Source organism: Neobacillus niacini NBRC 15566 (assembly GCF_001591505.1).
In the GTDB taxonomy this organism is placed as follows: domain Bacteria; phylum Bacillota; class Bacilli; order Bacillales; family Cytobacillaceae; genus Neobacillus; species Neobacillus niacini.
On record NZ_BCVA01000005.1, the window covers coordinates 74,515 to 96,456 of the forward strand.

General features: G+C 38.3%; 20 protein-coding genes and 1 other RNA gene. 15 read left to right on the forward strand and 6 right to left on the reverse strand.

Annotated features, from left to right (window positions below; translation table 11 throughout):
* The first annotated feature begins 37 nt into the window (after positions 1-37).
* Positions 38-1,159 (forward strand): alanine dehydrogenase, encoded by a 1,122-nt coding sequence (gene ald, locus BANA01_RS06485; protein ID WP_034676810.1) that lies wholly within the window; start codon positions 38-40, stop codon positions 1,157-1,159.
* A gap of 94 nt (positions 1,160-1,253) precedes the next feature.
* Here the strand turns inward: ald and ssrS are convergent.
* Together ssrS and BANA01_RS06495 are read right to left on the reverse strand one after the other, a co-directional pair.
* Positions 1,254-1,450, reverse strand: a non-coding RNA gene (gene ssrS / locus BANA01_RS06490) — 6S RNA.
* Between the two features lie 54 nt (positions 1,451-1,504).
* Positions 1,505-2,602, reverse strand: coding sequence for a M24 family metallopeptidase (locus BANA01_RS06495; protein WP_034676812.1), 1,098 nt, complete (start codon positions 2,600-2,602; stop codon positions 1,505-1,507).
* 174 nt (positions 2,603-2,776) lie between these two features.
* On the opposite strand from BANA01_RS06495, the gene BANA01_RS06500 reads away from it, so the two are divergent.
* From BANA01_RS06500 to BANA01_RS06510, 3 genes are all read left to right on the forward strand, one after another.
* Positions 2,777-3,457 (forward strand): metal-dependent hydrolase, encoded by a 681-nt coding sequence (locus tag BANA01_RS06500; protein ID WP_034676814.1) that lies wholly within the window; start codon positions 2,777-2,779, stop codon positions 3,455-3,457.
* Positions 3,458-3,520: 63 nt separating this feature from the next.
* Positions 3,521-3,757, forward strand: coding sequence for a hypothetical protein (locus BANA01_RS06505; protein WP_034676816.1), 237 nt, complete (start codon positions 3,521-3,523; stop codon positions 3,755-3,757).
* 126 nt (positions 3,758-3,883) lie between these two features.
* Complete coding sequence (locus BANA01_RS06510) at positions 3,884-5,203, forward strand: CBS domain-containing protein (protein ID WP_034676818.1); 1,320 nt, start codon at positions 3,884-3,886, stop codon at positions 5,201-5,203.
* A 39-nt stretch (positions 5,204-5,242) separates the two neighbouring features.
* Here the strand turns inward: BANA01_RS06510 and BANA01_RS06515 are convergent, their stop codons facing one another.
* Positions 5,243-5,551 carry a YtpI family protein gene (locus BANA01_RS06515; RefSeq protein ID WP_034676820.1) on the reverse strand — a complete coding sequence of 103 codons (309 nt, stop codon included), beginning with the start codon at positions 5,549-5,551 and terminating at the stop codon, positions 5,243-5,245.
* 95 nt (positions 5,552-5,646) lie between these two features.
* Between BANA01_RS06515 and BANA01_RS06520 the strand changes: the two genes are divergently transcribed.
* Positions 5,647-6,585 (forward strand): DHH family phosphoesterase, encoded by a 939-nt coding sequence (locus BANA01_RS06520; protein ID WP_034676822.1) that lies wholly within the window; start codon positions 5,647-5,649, stop codon positions 6,583-6,585.
* A 31-nt stretch (positions 6,586-6,616) separates the two neighbouring features.
* On the opposite strand, the gene ytrI is transcribed toward BANA01_RS06520, so the two are convergent.
* Positions 6,617-7,120 carry a sporulation membrane protein YtrI gene (gene ytrI, locus BANA01_RS06525; RefSeq protein WP_034676824.1) on the reverse strand — a complete coding sequence of 168 codons (504 nt, stop codon included), beginning with the start codon at positions 7,118-7,120 and terminating at the stop codon, positions 6,617-6,619.
* Complete coding sequence (gene ytrH / locus BANA01_RS06530) at positions 7,117-7,452, reverse strand: sporulation membrane protein YtrH (protein ID WP_034676826.1); 336 nt, start codon at positions 7,450-7,452, stop codon at positions 7,117-7,119. The genes ytrI and ytrH overlap by 4 nt, the downstream gene beginning before the upstream one ends.
* A 341-nt stretch (positions 7,453-7,793) precedes the next feature.
* Between ytrH and dnaE the strand changes: the two genes are divergently transcribed.
* The 8 genes from dnaE (at position 7,794) to BANA01_RS06570 (ending at position 18,723) form a co-directional block, all read left to right on the forward strand.
* A complete protein-coding gene (gene dnaE, locus BANA01_RS06535; RefSeq protein ID WP_034676828.1) occupies positions 7,794-11,156 on the forward strand; it encodes a DNA polymerase III subunit alpha in 3,363 nt (1,120 codons plus the stop codon).
* Between the two features lie 128 nt (positions 11,157-11,284).
* Positions 11,285-12,523, forward strand: coding sequence for an NADP-dependent malic enzyme (ystJ, locus tag BANA01_RS06540; RefSeq protein ID WP_034676829.1), 1,239 nt, complete (start codon positions 11,285-11,287; stop codon positions 12,521-12,523).
* A 7-nt stretch (positions 12,524-12,530) separates the two neighbouring features.
* Positions 12,531-13,154: a FadR/GntR family transcriptional regulator gene (locus BANA01_RS06545; protein WP_268875055.1), complete on the forward strand. Its 624-nt coding sequence runs from the start codon at positions 12,531-12,533 to the stop codon at positions 13,152-13,154.
* 201 nt (positions 13,155-13,355) lie between these two features.
* The gene (accD, locus tag BANA01_RS06550; RefSeq protein WP_034676831.1) at positions 13,356-14,231 is read left to right on the forward strand and encodes an acetyl-CoA carboxylase, carboxyltransferase subunit beta; all 876 of its coding nucleotides are present in this window, start codon (positions 13,356-13,358) and stop codon (positions 14,229-14,231) included.
* Positions 14,225-15,199, forward strand: a complete 975-nt coding sequence (gene accA / locus BANA01_RS06555) for an acetyl-CoA carboxylase carboxyl transferase subunit alpha (RefSeq protein WP_034676833.1) — start codon at positions 14,225-14,227, stop codon at positions 15,197-15,199. The genes accD and accA overlap by 7 nt, the downstream gene beginning before the upstream one ends.
* Positions 15,200-15,497: 298 nt before the next feature.
* A complete protein-coding gene (pfkA, locus tag BANA01_RS06560; RefSeq protein ID WP_034676835.1) occupies positions 15,498-16,457 on the forward strand; it encodes a 6-phosphofructokinase in 960 nt (319 codons plus the stop codon).
* Between the two features lie 37 nt (positions 16,458-16,494).
* Positions 16,495-18,255 (forward strand): pyruvate kinase, encoded by a 1,761-nt coding sequence (gene pyk, locus BANA01_RS06565; protein WP_034676933.1) that lies wholly within the window; start codon positions 16,495-16,497, stop codon positions 18,253-18,255.
* A gap of 81 nt (positions 18,256-18,336) precedes the next feature.
* Positions 18,337-18,723 carry an FxsA family protein gene (locus BANA01_RS06570; RefSeq protein ID WP_034676837.1) on the forward strand — a complete coding sequence of 129 codons (387 nt, stop codon included), beginning with the start codon at positions 18,337-18,339 and terminating at the stop codon, positions 18,721-18,723.
* Positions 18,724-18,756: 33 nt separating this feature from the next.
* Here the strand turns inward: BANA01_RS06570 and ytvI are convergent, their stop codons facing one another.
* Positions 18,757-19,872 (reverse strand): sporulation integral membrane protein YtvI, encoded by a 1,116-nt coding sequence (ytvI, locus tag BANA01_RS06575; RefSeq protein ID WP_034676839.1) that lies wholly within the window; start codon positions 19,870-19,872, stop codon positions 18,757-18,759.
* 99 nt (positions 19,873-19,971) lie between these two features.
* On the opposite strand from ytvI, the gene BANA01_RS06580 reads away from it, so the two are divergent.
* On the forward strand, positions 19,972-20,433 hold the full coding sequence (locus BANA01_RS06580) for a DUF441 domain-containing protein (RefSeq protein WP_034676841.1): 462 nt from the start codon (positions 19,972-19,974) through the stop codon (positions 20,431-20,433).
* Positions 20,434-20,790: 357 nt separating this feature from the next.
* Complete coding sequence (gene citZ, locus BANA01_RS06585; protein WP_034676843.1) at positions 20,791-21,909, forward strand: citrate synthase; 1,119 nt, start codon at positions 20,791-20,793, stop codon at positions 21,907-21,909.
* Positions 21,910-21,942 lie beyond the last annotated feature (33 nt).

Genomic DNA, 21,942 nt, shown 5'->3' on the forward strand with positions numbered 1-21,942 from the left:
AACGCTTTATTACTAAGTATTTATTGGAGGTAATTAGATGCAAATCGGTGTGCCTAGAGAAATTAAAAATAATGAAAACCGTGTTGCGATGACACCAGCAGGAGTTTTTAACCTACTCAAATTTGGACACGAAGTTTATATTGAAAAAGGAGCCGGACAAGGTTCTGGTTTCACAGATGAAGATTATGCATCTGCCGGTGCAAAAATAGTAGAAACTGCATTAGAAGCATGGTCAATGGAAATGGTAATGAAGGTTAAAGAACCTCTGCCAAGTGAGTACCAATATTTTCGTGAAGGATTAATTCTATTTACATACTTACATTTAGCTCCTGAGCCTGAATTAACAAAGTCGTTAATTGATAATAAGGTAGTTGGTATTGCCTATGAAACGGTACAATTGCCAAACAAATCCTTACCTTTATTAACGCCAATGAGTGAAGTGGCTGGAAGAATGGCTGCACAAATAGGGGCGCAATTTCTTGAAAAGGTCCATGGTGGAAAGGGTATATTACTTTCTGGGGTACCTGGTGTGCAAAGAGGGAGCGTTACGATTATTGGGGGTGGTGTAGCAGGGACAAATGCTGCGAAAATGGCAATTGGACTTGGTGCTAAAGTTACAATTATAGACTTAAATCCAGAACGTCTCCGTCAATTAGATGATATTTTTGGGTCAGATGTTACTACTCTCATTTCCAACCCTTATAATATAGCTGAAGCTGTGAAAGGTTCTGATGTTGTTATCGGAGCAGTGCTAATACCAGGAGCTAAAGCGCCAAAATTAGTTACAGATGAGATGATTCAATCAATGAATCCTGGAAGTGTCGTCGTTGATATTGCCATCGACCAAGGCGGCATTTTTGAAACTACTGACCGGATTACTACTCACGACAATCCAACTTATATTAAACATGGTGTTGTTCATTATGCTGTGGCGAATATGCCTGGAGCGGTACCAAGAACATCAACCATCGCTTTAACAAACGTGACAGTACCTTATGCGATCCAAATTGCCAATAAAGGGTTTAGGCAGGCATGTCTTGAGAATGATGCATTACTGAAGGGGATTAATACATTAGGTGGGTTTGTAACCTATGAAGCAGTCGCAGAGGCACATGGTCTGCATTACTCTGATACTAAAACATTACTTGGGCAGATGTAAAAAACAATTGGAAGAGATTGATTCTCTTCCTTTTCTCTTAAGCAGAAAAAAGAAAGCCAGCTTCAAGTCGAAGCTGGCAGTTTAAATTCAAAATTATATAGCCGCATTTGCCGTACCTCATATAAGAAAGTTTTAAACCACCACTCCTCAAAGTGGGTGTTCGCAGAAGCCTTCCTGCATGTCCTCCATGTCGTTTAGACAGAGGCTTGTCATTTTAGCTCCGATAGTAAAACTCCCTTTTACAGCTTAAAGGTTAAAACTTTATTATCACTACGAGCAACGCAGCTTGTATTAGTATAATACTGCAATTTATTCAATTGTGCAATGGTAAAAAAAACAAATTAACTACCTTATGATTTGTAATTCCTTAGGGAATTTGGTTAATACTTTAGCTCCATCCGCAGTAATGAATACATCATCTTCAATACGTACACCTGCTACACCAGGTACATAAATGCCTGGTTCGATTGTATAAACCATTCCTTCCTCTATCACCAATGGGTTTGTTTCTGTCATCGAAGGATACTCATGGACACTGATTCCTAAACCATGGCCTAGACGGTGCGGGAAGTATTCACCAAAGCCTGCATCTGCAATGATTCTTCGGGCCGTTAAGTCTACCTCAGCTGCTGTTACACCTGGCTTACTTGCCTCTACAGCAGCTAATTGTCCTTTTAAGACGGTATCATATATTTCTTTTTGTTTATCATTAATATCACCATATGCAACGGTTCTTGTAATATCAGAACAATAGCGGTCTACCACTACGCCTAAATCGAATAGGACTAAATCGCCCTTTTTGATTTTTGTGCTTCCTGGGTTGCCGTGTGGGGACGCAGCATTTGCACCTGTTAAGACCATTGTAGAAAATGACATTTCGGTTACGCCCTTTTGCTTAAGCGCATATTCAACTGCATTTAAAACTTCTAATTCAGTTCGCCCCTCTTTAATTTCACTGCAGCCAACTTCGATTGCATAATCAGCTAATGCACACGCTTCTTCAATAATTTTTAATTCCTTGGCGTCCTTTATCATCCGCAGTTTTCTCATTTTTTCCTCAGCGGAAACAAAAGCAGCACCCGGAAATAATGCTGTCAACTGCTCATAGCGTTCTACATTCATATGTTCTTTTTCGATGGCGACATTTCGTACATGGCTGATTCTTTTATTGATTGAGGTATGTACTAATTTCCATGGATTTTCGATATCACTATAGCCGATGATTTCTTGGTTCCAGCCAGATGCCTTGACATCATGAACCTCCATTCCCGGACAAACAAGGAAAGGCTCTTCCTCTTGGAATACTGCTAATGCAAGTAAACGTTCATGTGGATTTGAGAAAAATCCACTTAAATAAAATACATTTTCAGAAGAGGTGATGAAGCTGACTTCAATACCATTTTCCTTCATCCAAGCTTGAAGTTTTTGTAAACGTTGGTTCATTTCTTTTCCTCCTAAACTAAACATTTCTATTTGAGCGTATCAATTTTACTCCTGTGTGTAAACAATCTGCATATAGGTTGTGCTAAATCAATCTATTTATGGATATAAATGAGGAAGGAATTTAGAAATTTTTATGGAAGTACATAGTATTACACAAAAGGAGGAGATGGGAAAATGAAAGTATCTTATCATGGGCATTCAGTTGTTCAAATTCAGGTCAATGGCAAAAATATTATCATTGATCCTTTTATTACTGGAAACCAATTAACGGACTTAAAATTGCGGGATGTAAATCCAGATGTAATTATTTTAACTCATGGTCATGGAGACCATGTTGGAGATACGGTCGAGTTAGCCAAAAGAAACAATGCACTTGTAATAGCGAATGCCGAGCTTTCTACATTCTTAGGCTGGCAGGGGGTAAACACCCATGCAATGCATATCGGCGGAGCCTATCAATTTGATTTTGGCAAAGTTAAATTGACACAAGCCTTTCATGGTTCTAGCTATGAGACAGAAAATAAAGAACTTGTATATTGCGGCATGCCAGCAGGAATTCTCTTTATGGCAGAAGGAAAAACGATTTATCATGCAGGAGATACAGGTTTGTTCTCAGATATGAAGCTTATTGGTGAAAGACATCCTATTGATTTAGCTTTCTTGCCAATCGGCGATAATTTCACAATGGGTCCTGAAGACGCAGCATATGCAGCTAAATTACTGGCAGCAAAAACCATTGTTCCGATTCATTACAATACATTCCCGCCAATTAAGCAGGATCCAACCCAATTTATTAAATTGCTTGAAAATAAAAATGGAAAAGTCCTAGAACCTGGAGATTTTATCGAATTATAATACTTTTTTACCCCTTCTGTGCATAAAGTGAAACAAGCAGTTGTTTGAAGGGAGATAAGTCAATTGAAAAAAAACAGATATTTACTATGCCTGTTGCTATGTGGTTTCATGCTTTATTTCGCTGTACCAAGATTATCGGTTTTTGCAGAAGGACTAGAAGGGACATTTGCTCTAACCTGGCTGGCATTAGCATTAATTGTCATTGCAGGAAATCTCACTGCGATATTGTATAGCCCAAAAAGAGCAGTGAAAAAACGACAGCAGCTCAGATTGAACAAAAAATCACGTTCTTATTATTAATAGCGATACTGTAAGGGGGGCCTGTAAAAAGGCTCCCTTTGTGTTGGTTTATTATTCAAATTAATGGTATAAATAATATATCAATTATTATTATTAATTAATGGGTTATAGAAATGGGTGAAGGTCTTGGCTACAAAACATGAACAGATTCTGCAATATATTGATGAACTTCCTGTTGGGGAAAAAATATCAGTACGGCAAATCGCCAAGGCGATGACTGTTAGCGAAGGTACAGCTTATCGAGCAATCAAGGAAGCTGAAAATAAAGGCTACGTAAGTACAATCGAACGTGTAGGCACGATTAGGATTGAACGGAAGAAAAAAGAGAATATTGAAAAGCTTACCTTTGCAGAAGTCGTTAATATTGTGGAGGGTCAGGTTTTAGGCGGAAAGACTGGCTTGCATAAAACGCTAAATAAATTTGTTATCGGTGCAATGAAACTTGAGGCAATGATGCGCTATACCGGTCCTGACAACTTGTTAATCGTCGGAAACCGAACTCAGGCGCAGGAACTAGCACTGAAAGCAGGTGCAGCTGTCTTAATAACCGGTGGTTTTGATACAGAGGACCATATCAAAAAGCTTGCTGATAGTTTAGAAATGCCAATCATATCAACAAGTTATGATACGTTTACAGTAGCAACCATGATAAACCGGGCCATCTATGACCAGTTGATAAAAAAAGAAATTATTCTGGTTGAGGATATCCTAACACCTCTTACCGAGACGTATTATCTTAAAACTTCTGAAAAGGTTTCAAGGTGGCATACTCTCAATCTAGAAACCACCCATAGCCGTTATCCGGTTGTGGATCAGAACATGAAGATTCAGGGAATGGTAACAGCTAAAGATATCATGGGACAGGAGTCAGATACAACCATCGAAAAGATTATGACAAAACAACCGATGACTGTTTCAGGTAAAACAAGTGTAGCCTCGACAGCGCATATGATGGTTTGGGAAGGAATTGAAGTTCTTCCGGTTGTCGATGATACGAATCGTCTTGAAGGGATTATTAGCAGGCAGGATGTTTTAAAAGCATTGCAAATGAATCAGCGTCAGCCACAGGTAGGAGAGACACTTGATGATATCGTCACCAACCAAATGGTGCTAATGAGGGGAAGAGCTAAAGGGGAAGAAGTGTATACCTGTGAAGTTACCCCGCAAATGACAAACCATCTTGGTACTATATCCTACGGTGTATTTACTACGGTTGTATCGGATGCTGCGAACAGGATTTTACGGAGCTATAAAAAAGGGGATTTGGTTGTTGAGAATATGACTATTTACTTTTTAAAGCCTGTTCAGATGGAGAGTATTTTAGAAATTTATCCAAGAGTCCTTGAAGTGGGCCGAAAGTTTGGAAAGGTCGATGTAGAGGTCTTTAATGATGGAATTTTAGTTGGTAAGGCAATGATGATGTGTCAGCTTATCGATCGAAATTAAGCAAATGAAAAAAGCCGCTTGAAAATAAGCGGCTATCATTTATTTAATACTGTAATTCTCTGCTTCTTCTGCGGCAAATGGAAGATAGTGTTTATACTTTTTGTATCCAACCCAAGTAAACACACCGCCATATGCAATAAAGATGACTGATACAATCAGTGTAACCGTCGTTTGTGAAATAAAGAATAAATGATTAATACCAAATAAGAAGACAAATAAACCAAGGGCTATATTTGATTTGGCACCTAGCCATTTCTTTTCCACTGGCCGGCTGCTTCGGAAGTATTTTGTTTTATAAAATAAATAAAAGGCAAAAAGTATGACGATGAAAAAAACTAGAATTGACATTATATTTCCTCCAAGCCGAAAATTCTCTTGTTAATTGTACATATTATTTTAACAAAATACTACCCTTGCTTCAAAACAATAGAGAGGTGATTACATTGAATGAAAAAATTTTAGAAATGATTGAACAATATGAGACGATAATCGTACATCGCCATGTTCGTCCAGATCCGGATGCATACGGTTCACAATGCGGATTGGTGGAAATACTAAAGGCCTCATATCCAAACAAAAATGTGTTTGCAGTTGGAAAAGAAGAAAGATCGCTTCATTTTATGCGCCGTTTGGATTCCATTGAGGATGAAGTTTATAAAGGAGCTTTGGTTATTGTTTGTGATACCGCAAATCAGGAACGGATTTGTGACAGAAGGTATACTCTAGGTGATAAACTAATTAAAATAGATCATCATCCAAATGAAGATCCTTATGGCGATTTATTGTGGGTGGATACAACGGCAAGTTCATGCAGTGAGATGATTTATGAATTTTACTTATTCGGTAGGGACAGAGGGTTAAAACTAAATGATGCAGCTGCAAGGCTTTTATTTGGTGGTATTGTCGGAGACACTGGAAGATTTCTATTTCCAAGTACGACGGACAAAACATTTGCCTATGCAGGGGAACTGATTCATTACAATTTTTCTCGTACAGAACTCTTTGACAAAATGTACGAGCGTGATCTCAATATCATTAAATTAAACGGCTATATTTTGCAAAATTTTGAAATGCAAAGTAACGGTGTAGCTTCAGTCCGTCTTACAAAGCAGCTATTAGAAGAATATAATGCAGTGCCGTCAGAGGCTTCGTTACTTGTAGGAACATTAGGAGATGTAAAAGGGATTAAAGCGTGGGTGTTTTTTATTGAAGAGGAAGATCAAATTAGGGTGCGTCTGCGTTCAAAGGGTCCAGTCATTAATGGGGTTGCAAGGAAGTTTAAAGGCGGCGGACATCCACTTGCCTCAGGTGCTTCCATTTATTCATGGGATGAAGTGGATCATGTCCTAAAAGAACTTAGCGAAGTGTGTGACAACTACTAAAAAAATCGGTCCAATTTCTGGACCGATTTTTCTATTCTTCAAAACTAATTTCCAGTTGAATGGAAAGGGTGGTGAAGATAACCATTTCCTTCACCTGCAATTTATATCTTTTGTCGTTTAGTTTAACAGGTTTATTTTGAATGATTTTTTTTATTAATTCTTTGCTTTTATAGACAGTGTCAATGTCCTTTGCAATCATCATACTAATGTCATCTTTTACGGAGTCTTCGATTTCTGAAACACTTAACATATCCAGTTTGTATTTTTCCCCATTGATTATTTTGATGTTGATTTTTTGAATCGTCAACTGCTCAATGGTCCGTTTATTTATTTCCTTATATTCTTCCTGCCAGATTTTTTTTTCGTTTTCTAGGTCAACAATTTTTTCACTTTGCTTTTCAATGAGTGAAGTGTGCTCCTCCTGCCATACTCCATAAATATAAATGAAAATACACCAACTAATAGCGCCGCCAATGACCATTCCTGCAAAAAAACGCTGCCATGCAGGTCTGCGATAATAAGGAGGAATTCTCACGATATATACTCCTGTGTTAACCAATTAATAATCAGGGCACCTGTCTGGGCACCGCCTAAGGCAGATAGAATAATAAGAAGCTGTTTAAAAATGTCCCTCGTTTCCGCATTAAATATCCCTCTCTCAAAGGTGTAAACGGCATCAAATGTCCCGCCAATAGCAGCAACAATTGCCCAGATTCTTAAGTCTGTGGACAGCCTGTACACAGCTGTAAGCGGTGGTTGTCCAGTTAGAAAGGCTGCGATTCCGCCAATTAAGGCACCGCCTAGGATAACGCCCAATGCAATAAAATAGCTCTCAATAAATGTAGGAAAAAAACCAATTTCTTTCATAACCTCAACCGCCCTCACGGAATATCAATACCTTTATACATTTATATGGACAAACCGCCCTGATTATGATTTTTATAATTAAATGTGAAACGTTGAATTGATAGTGGCACTCTGTTGATTTGTGCGGAAGGCACGGAGACTCCTGCGGGAGGACGGGGCAGGGGAGACCCCGCAGGCGCTTAAGCGCTGAGGAGGCTCCCCGGACCGCCCGCGGAAAGCGAAGTGCCAGGAGCGCAAATCAACAGACAAATTACATAGCTAGAAAATAAGAACATATTTTCCTTTTTTAGAGTTTAGCTCTATAATGTAGGTAAGAGTTTTTAATGGAAGGGGTGACAAAAATGTCTTTTATTCACCTTCATGTTTATAGTGCATACAGCTTGTTAACAAGCACAGTTTCGGTTCATGAATTAGTTCAAAATGCAAAGGAAAAAGGATTTAAGGCGATTGCATTAACCGATCGAAATGTTATGTATGGAACGATTGAATTTTATAAATTATGTCTAAAAAACAATATACAACCAATTATGGGGTTAACCGTAGATGTAGAAAGTGAACACAGGAAGGAAGAATCATTTCCATTAGTCTTATTAGCTGAAAATGAAAAAGGATTTAAAAACCTTTTAAAAATTTCTAGTGCAGTTCAAACTAAAGCGTCAAAAGGTATTCCTTTTAAATGGTTAAAACATTATGCAGAAGGACTTATTGCTATTTCTCCAGGAATAGAAGGAGAGATTGAACAAAATCTATTAAGCAATCAACAAGAAGAAGCGATAGCAATCATAGAAAAGTTTCAGCTTATCTTTGGCGTAGAGTCATTTTTTCTAGCTGTGCAAAACCATCAAGTAGAAGAAGAAAAAATTTTGACACAGAGAATCCAGCGTATTGCTAAAGAACTAAGTATTCCATTGGTGGCAACAAATAGAGTTCATTACATAGAACAAGAGGATATGTTTGCCCATGAATGCCTGTTAGCCATAAAAAATGGAGATAAACTTCAGGATGAGCACCGAGAAACGCTAGAAAGTGATCAATATTATTTAAAAACGGCAAAAGAAATGATAGAAGCATTTCCTGAATTACCCGAAGCGTTAGAGAGCAGTATTACAATCGCTAAAAGGTGCATGGTAAATATCGAATTGAACAAAACCTATTTACCTGAATATCCGACAGAGAAAAAGCAGTCTGCAGAAGATTACTTGGAAATATTGTGTGAAAAAGGGTTAATGGAGCGCTACGGGTCACCTACACAAGAACACTATGAACGGTTGTCTTATGAATTATCGGTCATAAACTCCATGAAATTTAGTAATTACTTTTTAATTGTTTGGGATTTTATGAGATATGCCCGTGAACGTGGTATTTTGACTGGTCCGGGAAGGGGTTCAGCAGCAGGGTCATTAGTGGCCTATGTTTTGTACATTACCGATGTCGACCCGCTAGCACATCAGTTATTATTCGAACGTTTCTTAAATCCAGAGCGGATATCGATGCCGGATATAGATATCGATTTCCCGGATCATCGCCGCGACGAAGTAATAGAATATGTTGCAAAAAAGTATGGAGAATTACATGTTGCACAAATCGTAACGTTTGGAACCATGGCCGCTAAGGCAGCAATTAGAGATGTTGGCAGAGCTTTTGGCTTGAATACAAAAGAATTAGAACAGCTGTCGAGACGTATTCCATCACGGTTGGGAATAAACCTTAAAGATGCATATAAAGAATCACAGTCTCTTAGAGCTTTTATTGATGAAAGCCCTATGAATCGAAAGCTCTATGAAACAGCATTAAAACTAGAGGGATTGCCTCGTCATACCTCCACACATGCTGCAGGTGTTGTTATTAGTGAGAAGCAGCTCGTTGAGTTAATTCCCATTCAACAGGGACATAATCATGTTTATTTAACCCAGTATTCAATGGAACATCTTGAGGAAATAGGCTTACTAAAAATGGATTTTCTGGGGTTAAGAAACTTATCATTAATTGAATCAATATTATCTTCCATGCAAAAGAAAACCGGAAAAAAAGTAGACATTAAGACCATACCGTTAAATGATGAAAAAACATTTGAACTGTTAGCAAGAGGAGAGACAACCGGTATATTCCAGTTAGAATCTGAAGGAATGAGGAAGGTATTATTGCGTTTGAAGCCTTCACGCTTTGAAGATATTGTTGCAGTTAATGCCTTATATCGTCCAGGACCAATGGAGAATATTCCTCTATTTATTGACCGAAAACATGGAACGCAAGTAGTTGATTATCCACATGAGGATTTGCAGCCTATACTGGAAAATACTTATGGAGTTATCGTATACCAGGAGCAAATCATGCAAATAGCATCTACAATGGCCGGTTTTTCCCTCGGAGAAGCGGATTTGCTGCGCAGGGCGGTAGGTAAGAAACAAAAGGATGTATTGGATAGGGAACGAAATCATTTTGTCCAAGGTGCTCTAAAGAAAGGGTATAATATTGCACTGGCAAATGATATTTATGATTTAATTGTACGATTTGCCAATTATGGCTTTAATCGCAGCCATGCAGTGGCATACAGTATGATTACGTACCAGCTTGCCTATTTAAAGGCTAATTACCCCCTTTACTTTATGGCGGGGCTGTTAACATCCTCAATTGGGAACGAAACCAAAATCGCCCAATATATATTGGAAACAAAACAAAAGGATATTGAAATCCTTCCTCCCTCCATTAATTACAGCGGGTTTTCCTTTCAAGTAGAGAAGAATGGTATTAGATACAGCCTTGCAGCAATAAAAAGTGTAGGTGCAGCAGCATTAAGAGAAATATTCCAAGCAAGAAAAAGTAAAAAGTTTGAGGATTTATTCGATTTTTGTACAAGGGTTTCTTCAAAAGCCATCAATCGGAAGACTTTGGAGGTTCTCGTCCATTCAGGAAGTTTTGATGAATTTAAAGAAGACCGTGCTGTCCTGCTTGCAAGTTTGGATGTGGCGCTTGAACATGCGCAATTATTTAAAGTGGATGAAACAAGCCAAGTAGAATTATTTCTTGAGGAATTTCAGCTTAAACCGAAATATGTCCAAGTTGATCCTATTAGGTTAGAGGATAAGCTTTCTTTCGAAAAAGAGGCTCTTGGCTTTTATCTTTCCGATCACCCAGTCTCTATTTTTGAAAAAAGACTTAAACATGCTGGAGCAAATGGTTTGCTAGAATTATCGGCAGATAAAAAACGTGTGGCTGTTGGTGTTTATATTACCTCTTTACGGAAAATCAGAACAAAAAAAGGGGATTCGATGGCCTTCTTGAATCTTAGTGATGCAAGTGGTGAAATGGAAGCTGTCGCTTTTCCAGACGTGTACAGAAAGTATTCTCACTTGCTGGAACATGGGAAATTTGCTGTGATAGAAGGAAAAGTGGAAGAACGGGATGGTAAGCTTCAATTTATTATCCAACAGGTAGTTGAAATGGAAACATGGCTCAGTTCAAAATCTAAGCAGGAATCAATTTTATATCTAAAAATAGGCAATGGAAATCAAGACGAGCAATCATTATTTCAATTAAAACGATTATTTAAGGATAATATAGGAACAACTAACGTTGTTTTACATTATGAAAGCAGCAAGAAAACTATCAGACTGGGCAGTGAATTTATGGTTGACCCCAGCAGTTATTTTATGAAAGTATTACGTGATTTTCTTGGAGAAGACAATGTCGTTTTAAAAGATTAATTCTTTACAACTCTTTCAGATGTGTTATAGTGGTAAATGAAGATGGGTGTGGTCTGACCACTAAAAAACGGACTAGGATTATTGTATTTAATGATATCTTTTTGTACTAATTTAAGGGGTGACAAATCTTGACATTACGGGAAGAAGCACTACACATGCATCGAATTAACAAGGGAAAGCTTGAGTCAAAATCAAAAGTACCAGTAAGAAATGCCAAGGATTTAAGTTTAGCGTATTCTCCGGGCGTTGCCGAACCGTGTAAAGATATTTATGAAAAGCCAGAAACGGTTTACGATTACACGATGAAAGGCAATATGGTTGCTGTAGTGACAGATGGTACAGCAGTCTTAGGTCTTGGAAATATTGGACCGGAAGCTGCACTTCCAGTAATGGAAGGTAAAGCAGTTTTATTCAAAAGCTTTGCCGGCGTCGATGCCTTCCCAATTTGCTTAAACACAACCGATGTCGAAAAAATAATTGAAACCGTTAAGTTGCTCGAGCCAACATTTGGCGGTGTGAATCTCGAAGATATCGCAGCACCAAATTGCTTTGTCATTGAGGAACGATTGAAAAAAGAAGCGAATATTCCTGTTTTCCATGATGATCAACATGGTACGGCTATTGTCACGGCAGCCGGTCTTGTGAATGCACTAAAGCTGATTAACAAGAAAATTACTGAGATCAAAGTGGTTGCGAATGGAGCTGGAGCAGCTGGAATTGCTATTATAAAATTATTACACAGTTATGGAGTAAGAGATATTATTATGTGTGATACAAAGGGTGCTATTTACGAAGGACGCCCGCAAGGAATGAATGACGTTAAGGCAGAAGTAGCAAAATTCACAAATCGTGATAATCTTACTGGAAGCCTTGAAGATGTCATAAAAGGTGCTGATGTATTTATTGGCGTATCGGTTGAAGGTGCTCTTACAAAAGAAATGGTTGCTTCCATGAATAAAGACGCAATCATATTTGCTATGGCAAACCCTTCTCCAGAAATTATGCCGCATGATGCAAAAGAAGCGGGAGCACGAGTGGTAGGAACGGGCAGGTCAGATTTTCCAAACCAGGTAAATAACGTACTAGCCTTTCCTGGTATTTTCCGTGGTGCACTCGATGTAAGGGCTACACACATAAACGAGGAAATGAAAGTGGCAGCTGTTGAAGCAATAGCCAGCTTAATAAATGAATCTGAGCTAAACGAGGATTATGTCATCCCTGCACCATTTGATCCGCGTGTTGCCCCGGCCGTTGCTGCCGCAGTAGCAAAAGCAGCAATGGAAACAGGTGTTGCACGTTTAAAGGTTGACCCTGAAGATGTTAAAGAAAAAACAAAGAGGCTCGCTATTATTGGTAAAAGTGAGTGATTAGTTAGTGACGAATACTAAAGTATATCTTGAGATTGTCAAACAGCTAAGAGAGATGATATCTGCAGATAATTTGAAATCTGGGGATAAAATCCCATCTGAACGGGAATTATCAGAGCGCCTGAATGTCGGGCGCTCTTCCGTTCGGGAAGCTTTAAGAGCATTAGAACTGTTAGGTTTAATTGAAACGAGACGTGGAGAAGGCACCTTTATCCGAGATTTTCGAGGAAATCAACTTGTACAGCTGCTTGGAACCTTTATTCTTCAAGATGAGAAAGCAAAGTTAGATGTAATTGAAACAAAGAACCTAATAGAGATGGATATTCTTTGGTTAGTTCTAAAACGAGCTGATGCAAAGCAGTTATTGAAGCTTAAAAGCTTGGTTGAATCCGATCAATTAACGGATGATCAATTTTTTTATCAGCTTATTGAACTGACAGACAATTATTTGTTTTCGAGAATATGGTTAATATTAAAGGACTATCACCATTCATTGAGTTTTAAGAAAGTGGAGTATAAACGTGATAGCTATTTAATGTTAATCGAAGCATTGGTTGAAAAAGATGAGGAAAAAACATTATCTGCTTATCGCCAATTAAGAAATTTGTCTATTTTAACCGACAAATACTAACAGATTTTGAAGAAATTTTCCTTTATAGTGATAGACAAGCAATCAGCCCGATTGAATGTGGGGCATTTTTAATGTTTGGGTGGTCTGACCAATTTTAAGGGTTAGGTTTGAATTGTCATTATTTAAGGATAGACTTCATTATAAGATGATAAAAACTTTGCCGATTGGCAGATTTTTTCGAACAAAGGAGGTTTGGACAAATTGCTTAAAGAGCTTTTTACAAAAAATACAAATAAAAAGAAAAAATATGCAACGATTCCTACCGAGGCTGCGAAAAGTGATGTACCTGAAGGAATTATGACTAAATGTCCTTCCTGTAAAACGATTATGTATACGAAAGAACTAAATAAAAATTTGAAGGTTTGCGTGCATTGTGGGTATCACTTTTCAATGAACGCCAAAGAGCGTATCGTAAGCTTTTTAGATGAAGACAGTTTCAATGAAATCGATGAAAATATGGTTTCTGAGAACCCGTTAAATTTCCCAGATTACTTGGAAAAAGTAGAAAAAGACCGTCAAAAAACGAAGATTAATGAAGCGGTAGTTACGGGCAGTGGAACCGTAAATGGCAATAAGATCGTCCTGGCCATTATGGATTCTACCTTTAGAATGGGAAGTATGGGTTCTGTCGTAGGGGAAAAAATAACCCGTGCGATTGAAAAAGCAGATGAAATGTCAGTGCCATTTATTATTTTTACCGCCTCCGGTGGTGCTAGGATGCAAGAAGGAGTCCTTAGCTTAATGCAAATGGCGAAAACGAGCGTGGCATTAAAGAGATTTAGTGATAATGGCGGACTTATTCTTTCAATAATGACCCATCCAACAACTGGCGGTGTTTCTGCAAGCTTCGCATCATTGGGTGACTATAACTTTGCAGAACCAGGGGCATTAATCGGTTTTGCAGGGCGTAGAGTTATCGAACAATCCATTCGTGAGGAACTGCCTGAAGATTTTCAAACAGCGGAGTTTCTATTAAAGCATGGCCAGCTGGACGCGATCATTTCTCGTCCTGAGCTAATTGATAAAATCACGAACTTACTTGAAATTCATCAACCAGGAGGTGAGCTCGAATGGTAGGGGAATTAGAATTCGAACGCCCGATTGTGCAATTAAGAAATAAAATTGCCGAACTCAAAGAGTTCACAAAAACTGCAGATGTGGATTTATCATCCGAAATTGAAAAATTAGAATTACGACTTGAAAAACTAGAAAAAGACATTTATAACAACATTAAGCCATGGGACCGCGTTCAAATTGCCAGACATCCAAATAGACCAACTACATTAGATTATATCTCTAATCTATTTGATGGTTTCTTTGAATGTCATGGAGACAGAGCATTTGGTGACGATGAAGCTATTGTCGGAGGTATTGCAAAGTTTCGCGGGCTGCCTGTTACCGTCATCGGCCATCAAAGAGGTAAGGATACCAAAGAAAATATTCGCAGGAACTTTGGTATGCCGCACCCGGAAGGCTATAGAAAAGCACTTCGTCTTATGAAACAGGCAGATAAATTTCAACGTCCTATTATTTGTTTTATTGATACAAAAGGAGCCTATCCGGGAAAAGCTGCAGAAGAACGGGGACAAAGCGAAGCCATTGCTCGAAACCTATTTGAAATGGCTGGACTTAAGGTGCCAGTTATTTGCATCGTTATTGGTGAGGGAGGAAGTGGAGGTGCCCTTGCTCTAGGCGTAGGTAACCGCATGTACATGCTCGAGAATTCCACTTACTCTGTAATATCACCAGAAGGTGCAGCGGCAATATTGTGGAAGGATTCTGCCCTTGCAAAGAAAGCAGCAGAGTCGATGAAAATAACAGCGCCAGACTTAAAGGAGCTTGGGATTATCGACGATATTATTCCGGAAATTAAGGGTGGTGCACATAAAGACGTTAAGGGTCAATCAGAAGCGATTGACAATTTCTTAAAGAAATCCTTAAAGGAACTTTTGGAACTCTCCGAAGATGAACTGGTTGCGGATCGCTATAACCGATTTAGAACGATAGGTGAATACTCATTTTTAAAGGATTATATAAGTATTTAAAACGTGCTCTCAGGCACGTTTTATTTTTTGGTAAATATTTTTCATTTCACAATTATGTCAACAATTGTCCATTTTATGTAAATGATTTCGCTTCCAAATATACGTTAAGCGTTTACAGTTAACCGACAATTCCGTCTATTAAATTTACTAATATGATTGAGTTGTTATAGGGGTCTATTTAATGGTATTTTATAAATATTACCGGATTTTCTGTAGATAATAAATGAAGTACTTATAAAATGAAAACTCCTATCTAGATATACATAAATAACTTAGTAAATCACATGAGGTGGTAGTAATGAAAAAAATTGGCGTTCTAACAAGTGGTGGAGATTCACCAGGTATGAATCCGGCTATTCGGGCTGTAGTTCGAAAAGCGATTTATCACGATGTAGAGGTTTATGGGATTTATGGCGGGTATACTGGCTTAATTTCTGGAAATATAAAAAAACTCGAGCTTGGATCTGTGGGTGATATTATCCATCGAGGAGGCACTATGCTTCATACGGCACGATGCCCAGAATTTAAAACACCTGAGGGACAGCAAAAAGGAATTGAGCAGTTAAAGGCACATGGTATTGAAGGGCTTGTGGTCATAGGAGGCGACGGTTCTTATCGTGGAGCAAGAGCCTTGACTCAGCAAGGTTATCCATGTGTTGGTGTACCTGGTACAATCGATAATGATATTCCGGGAACGGAACTAACAATTGGATTTGATACAGCATTAAATACAGTTATAGATGCCCTGGACAAAATTCGTGATACGGCTACTTCACATGAAAGAACCTTTGTGATTGAAGTAATGGGCAGGGATGCTGGGGATATTGCTTTGTATGCAGGTCTTGCAGGTGGTGCAGAAACCATACTTATTCCTGAAGAAAACTTCGATATGGCTGAAATTGCTGAGAGGCTGAGAAAAGGTCAGGAACGCGGTAAGAAGCATAGTATCATTATCGTTGCTGAAGGAGTTTGCGGCGGAAATGAATTTGCGAAACAGTTAAGTGAAGCTACTAACTTTGACACTAGAGTATCCGTACTTGGCCATATTCAACGCGGTGGTTCGCCAACTGCAGCCGACAGGGTCCTAGCAAGCCGTTTAGGTGCGAGAGCAGTAGAATTATTAATTGAAGGTAAAGGCGGACGTGCTGTAGGGATGGAAAGTAATCGTGTTGTAGATTATGATATCGTTGAAGCATTAGAAAGAAAGCATAAGCTAGACCTAGACCTTGTTAAACTTTCAAAAGAATTATCTATCTAACCAGTACTAGTTGAAATTTAGGAGGAAACAAAAGATGTTGCGTAAAACAAAAATCGTTTGTACGATTGGCCCTGCAAGTGAAAGTGTAGAAAAATTAACTCAATTAATGGAATCAGGAATGAATGTTTGCCGATTAAATTTTTCGCACGGTGATTATGAAGAACATGGTCAGCGAATCCAAAATATTCGTGAAGCCTCAAAACTAACAGGTAAGACTGTTGCTATTCTTCTTGATACAAAAGGTCCGGAAATCCGTACAAACAATATGGTTAATGGAGCAATTGAACTAAAATCAGGTGATAACATTACTGTTTCCATGACTGAAGTGGAAGGTACCACAGAAAAGTTTTCAATTACATACCCAGGATTAATTGATGATGTTCATGTGGGCTCTAAAATTTTATTAGATGATGGACTAATTGGATTAGAGGTCCTTAACATCGATAAGGAACAAAATGAAATTCAGACAAAAATCCTTAACAGTGGAACATTGAAGAACAAAAAAGGTGTCAACGTTCCTGGCGTATCGGTAAAACTTCCGGGAATCACAGAAAAAGACACAAATGATATCATTTTTGGAATTGAGCAAGGTGTTGACTTTATTGCAGCTTCTTTCGTTCGCCGTGCAAGCGATGTAATGGAAATTCGTCAGCTATTAGAGGAAAAGCAGGCTACACACATTCACATTATTCCTAAGATTGAAAACCAAGAAGGTGTCGATAACATTGATGAAATTCTTGAAATCTCTGACGGTCTAATGGTGGCACGCGGTGACTTAGGTGTAGAAATACCGGCTGAAGAAGTACCACTTGTCCAAAAGATGTTAATCAAGAAGTGTAATGCGCATGGTAAACCTGTTATTACTGCTACACAAATGCTTGATTCAATGCAGCGTAATCCGCGTCCAACACGTGCTGAGGCTAGTGACGTTGCTAATGCCATTTTTGATGGTACAGATGCAATCATGTTATCTGGTGAAACAGCAGCCGGAATTTATCCTGTAGAAGCGGTACAAACTATGCATAATATTGCTTCTAGAGCGGAACAAGCATTAGATCACAAAGAAATTTTATCAGCACGCAGTAAAGATTCAGAACATAATCTTACTGACGCTATTGGTCAGTCTGTTGCACATACGGCTTTAAATCTTGATGTAAATGCAATTGTAACACCAACCGAAAGTGGTCATACTGCTAGGATGATCTCTAAATACCGTACGAAGGCACCAATTGTGGCAGTTACAGCAAATGAGCAAATTTGCCGCCGATTAGCGCTTGTATGGGGAGTATATCCTCAACTTGGAAGAATATGCAGTTCAACTGACGAAATGCTAGACAGTGCTGTGGAAGAAAGTGTAAACAGCGGTATTGTAAAACATGGTGATTTAGTTGTCATCACTGCTGGCGTTCCAGTTGGAGAAACAGGTACAACAAACTTAATGAAAATTCATGTTGTCGGCGATGTTATTGCTAGAGCTCAAGGGATTGGCCGAAAGTCTGCTTTCGGTAAAGTAGTTATTGCCCAAAATGCAGCGGAAGCAATCGAGAAGGTTAAGCCTGGTTCCATTTTAGTAACGCTTGGTTCAGACCGTGATATGGTACCAGCGATTGAAAAATGTGCTGCTCTCATTACGCAAGAAGGCGGGTTAACCAGCCATGCAGCGGTAGTTGGCCTTAACCTCAGCATTCCAGTCATTGTTGGTGTAGAAAATGCATTAGAGTTATTTAGAGATGGCCAAGAAATTACCGTTGACGCGACAAGAGGTGTCATTTATAACGGTCATGCTAGTGTGCTTTAAATCATGAAGAAGGGATTATCCCTTCTTTTTTTTGTTATTCAGTATATAATAGATTTAAGCCTGTTTGAAGGAGATACAACAATGCGCTATTTAGCTCTATTAATTATTGTAATACCCGCAATCGATATCGGATTCTTGCTGTTATCAGGAAAAACAATAGGCGTGCTGCCTACCATTGCTTTTATAATCCTAACAGGAGTGTTGGGTGCCTATTTGGCTAAGAGAGAAGGTTTACAGACCATAAAAAAGGCTCAGGAACAGCTTGCTTTTGGTCAAATTCCTGGTGAATCTGTCTTGGATGGCATATGTATTCTCGCTGGAGCTATTCTGCTGTTAACACCTGGATTTGTTACCGATTTATTTGGATTTTTATTGTTATTCCCCCCGTCTAGAAAGCCTTTTAAATTTCTGATGATTAACGCTTTACGAAGAAAGATCCAAAATGGAAATATAAAAATTATAAAATAACGTCAACCTCTAAAGGGAGGCTGACGTTTTCTTTTAGACTTCTTTTCCTTTTATAAAAGTCCAAATATCGTGAAAAACATTTGCGCGGTAGAGTGTGTTAATAATGACGAGAGTAACTGGCCCTAATATTAATCCAAGAAACCCAACTAATTTAAATCCGACAAACAAGGCGACCAGCGTAGCTAATGGATCCAGACCAATATTAGATGAGAGTATTTTTGGTTCCATAACTTGTCTTTGCACAATCACAAGTAAATACAGGACTCCTAAACCTACTGCAAGACTGATATCCCCTGCAATGACCTCATAAATAATCCATGGTACAAAAACGGCTCCGGTACCAAGGTATGGAATAATATCCACAATCCCTGTTATCAAAGCGATGGTAATCGCGTAATCAACGCGAAGTACAAGAAGTCCAATTAAAATAATAACAGTTGTAATGGAAATAAGGGTTAATTGGGCCTTTAGAAATCCAAATAAAGCTTTCTGTAAATCAACGAATACCGTTTTTCCACTTGATTTAGCCTTCTCAGGTAAAATGCTGCTGCTAATCCGTGAAAGTCTGTACCAATCCTTACTAATGAAAAAGGTTGCTAAGAAGGAAAAAATTAATACGGTTGCCGCATTTGGGAACCAAGATAAGATAACCGGAATGTTACCGAATAAATTTTGGATGAAGTTACCAACATTTGTTCCAATAGTAGTGCCAACATTTTTTATGTTTGATATGATGGTGTTTTGCTGCCCATCTTCTAATTGATTAAACATACTTGTTAATTGATTATAAAACGGGATAATTTGACCAGTTATATACTCTTCAATATAGCCTATTAAAGTATCCAAATGCTCTGGAACAACACGGGCAAGGTAATTCGCACCGGAAACCAATTCAGCTACTAAAAGTGTAACTAAGCCTGCAACAAAGGCAAAAATAATGATTATAGCTACAAAAACGGCTAAGCCGCGGGGCATTCGAAGTTTTTTTTCAAAAATGTTAACAATTGGGTTGATAAAAAAGGCAATTACTAAGGCGATTAGAAATGGATAGGTCACTTTTGACAAATAATAAAATGATAGAAGTGCAAGAACTACAATGCCAATGACTAGAAAGAACCTTAAGGTTCGATATAAGTACTTTTTTTCCAATAACTTGCCTCCTTAGCGTCATTTAAGTAATTCTAGTTTAACATTTCTTGTACAAAACTGCATGATTTTCCAATTGCAAGAAACGGAAGGATGAAATCAATGTTTAATCAGCCATTATTGTTCCTATTGCTGCTTTTAATCATAGGAATTATCGCAAAAAATAACTCATTATTGATTGCCATTGTCGTTTTATTAATTTTAAAATTAAGCGGACTTGAAACAAAATCTTTTACCTTTATACAGAGTAAAGGGATTAATTGGGGAGTTACGGTAATCACCATAGCTGTATTAGCTCCAATTGCATCGGGTGAAATTGGTTTCAAAGATTTGACTAGTGCTTTTAAATCACCGCTTGCTTGGGTAGCTCTTATTTCAGGTATGGCTGTTGCATTACTAGCAAAGGGTGGAGTATCTCTATTACAAGATGATCCGCATATTACTACCGCACTTGTTTTAGGCACTATTCTTTCCGTATCCATTTTCAAAGGGGTTGCTGTTGGTCCTCTCATTGGAGCGGGAATAGCATATGCAGCCATGAAAATGATTGATTTTTTTAGTTAGCTATTTTGTAAAATAATATTTTTTTTGAACTTTTCAGCCCCTTTTCATTCACAAAAATCTGATAATTGTTTATAATAGGACTTGAAAGCGCATCCTTTTTTACATAATTCACATAAATATGCTAGATTACTTGTAAAATAACTTTTTTATTTAAAAAAAGTTATTCCGCTTGTCGGTTTTTTCCCGAGCAAGCGCTCATTCTAGATATTTGTTAAAAAGGGCGCTAGTCATTCATATTTGAAATGAAGATTTTCTTTCAACATAGCTGTGACCAATAACAGTTTGCAGCTGATAAAAATACTTCTTTTAACAAATGGCGGGTAATGGGGAAATTAGAATGAGAAGGAGAGATTTTCTATGACAGTAACTCGAGGTCTTGAAGGGGTAGTGGCAACAACTTCTTCTATCAGCTCAATTATTGATGATACTTTAACGTATGTTGGGTATGATATCGATGACTTAGCTGAGAATGCAAGCTTTGAAGAAGTAATTTATTTATTGTGGCACCGCAGATTACCAACTGAGCCTGAATTAGCAGAACTAAAGAAACAACTTTCTGAAAATGCAGCACTTCCAAAAGAAGTAATTGAGCATTTTAAGATGTATCCGATTGAAAAGGTTCATCCTATGGCTGCACTTCGTTCCGCTGTTTCCTTACTAGGTCTTTATGATGAAGAAGCTGACTCCATGGATCCAGAGTCAAACTATCAAAAGGCGATTCGTCTTCAAGCAAAAATGCCTGCGATTGTGACAACTTTTGCTCGCGTCAGAAAAGGTCTTGAACCAATTGCACCTAGAACAGATTTAAGCTTTGCAGCTAACTTCCTTTACATGTTGACTGGCAATGAGCCTGATGAAATCGCAGTTAACGCTATGGATAAAGCTCTTGTATTACATGCTGACCATGAACTTAATGCTTCAACTTTTACAGCAAGAGTTTGTGTAGCAACTTTATCAGATGTTTATTCTGGTGTAACTGCAGCAATCGGCGCGCTTAAAGGACCATTGCATGGCGGTGCAAATGAAGCCGTTATGAAAATGCTTAAAGAAATTGGTACAATTGAAAATGTTGAGCCATATGTTCGTGGAAAACTTGAAAAGAAAGAAAAAATCATGGGATTTGGACACCGCGTTTATCGCGCTGGCGATCCTCGAGCTAAGCATTTGAGAGCGATGTCCAAAAAATTAACCGAACTTACAGGCGAGCCGCACTGGTATGAAATGTCTGAAAAAATTGAAAGCATTGTTACTGGCGAAAAGAATTTACCGCCAAACGTTGACTTTTATTCAGCATCCATGTACCACAGCTTAGGTATTGACCATGATTTATTTACACCAATCTTTGCAGTAAGCAGGGTTTCAGGCTGGCTTGCACACATTCTAGAACAATATGATAACAATCGATTAATTCGTCCGCGTGCGGAATATACAGGTCCAGGCATGCAGACATATGTACCAATTAATCAAAGAGGTTAATAAATATTTACTTTTTTCAAAAAAATTGGTCTA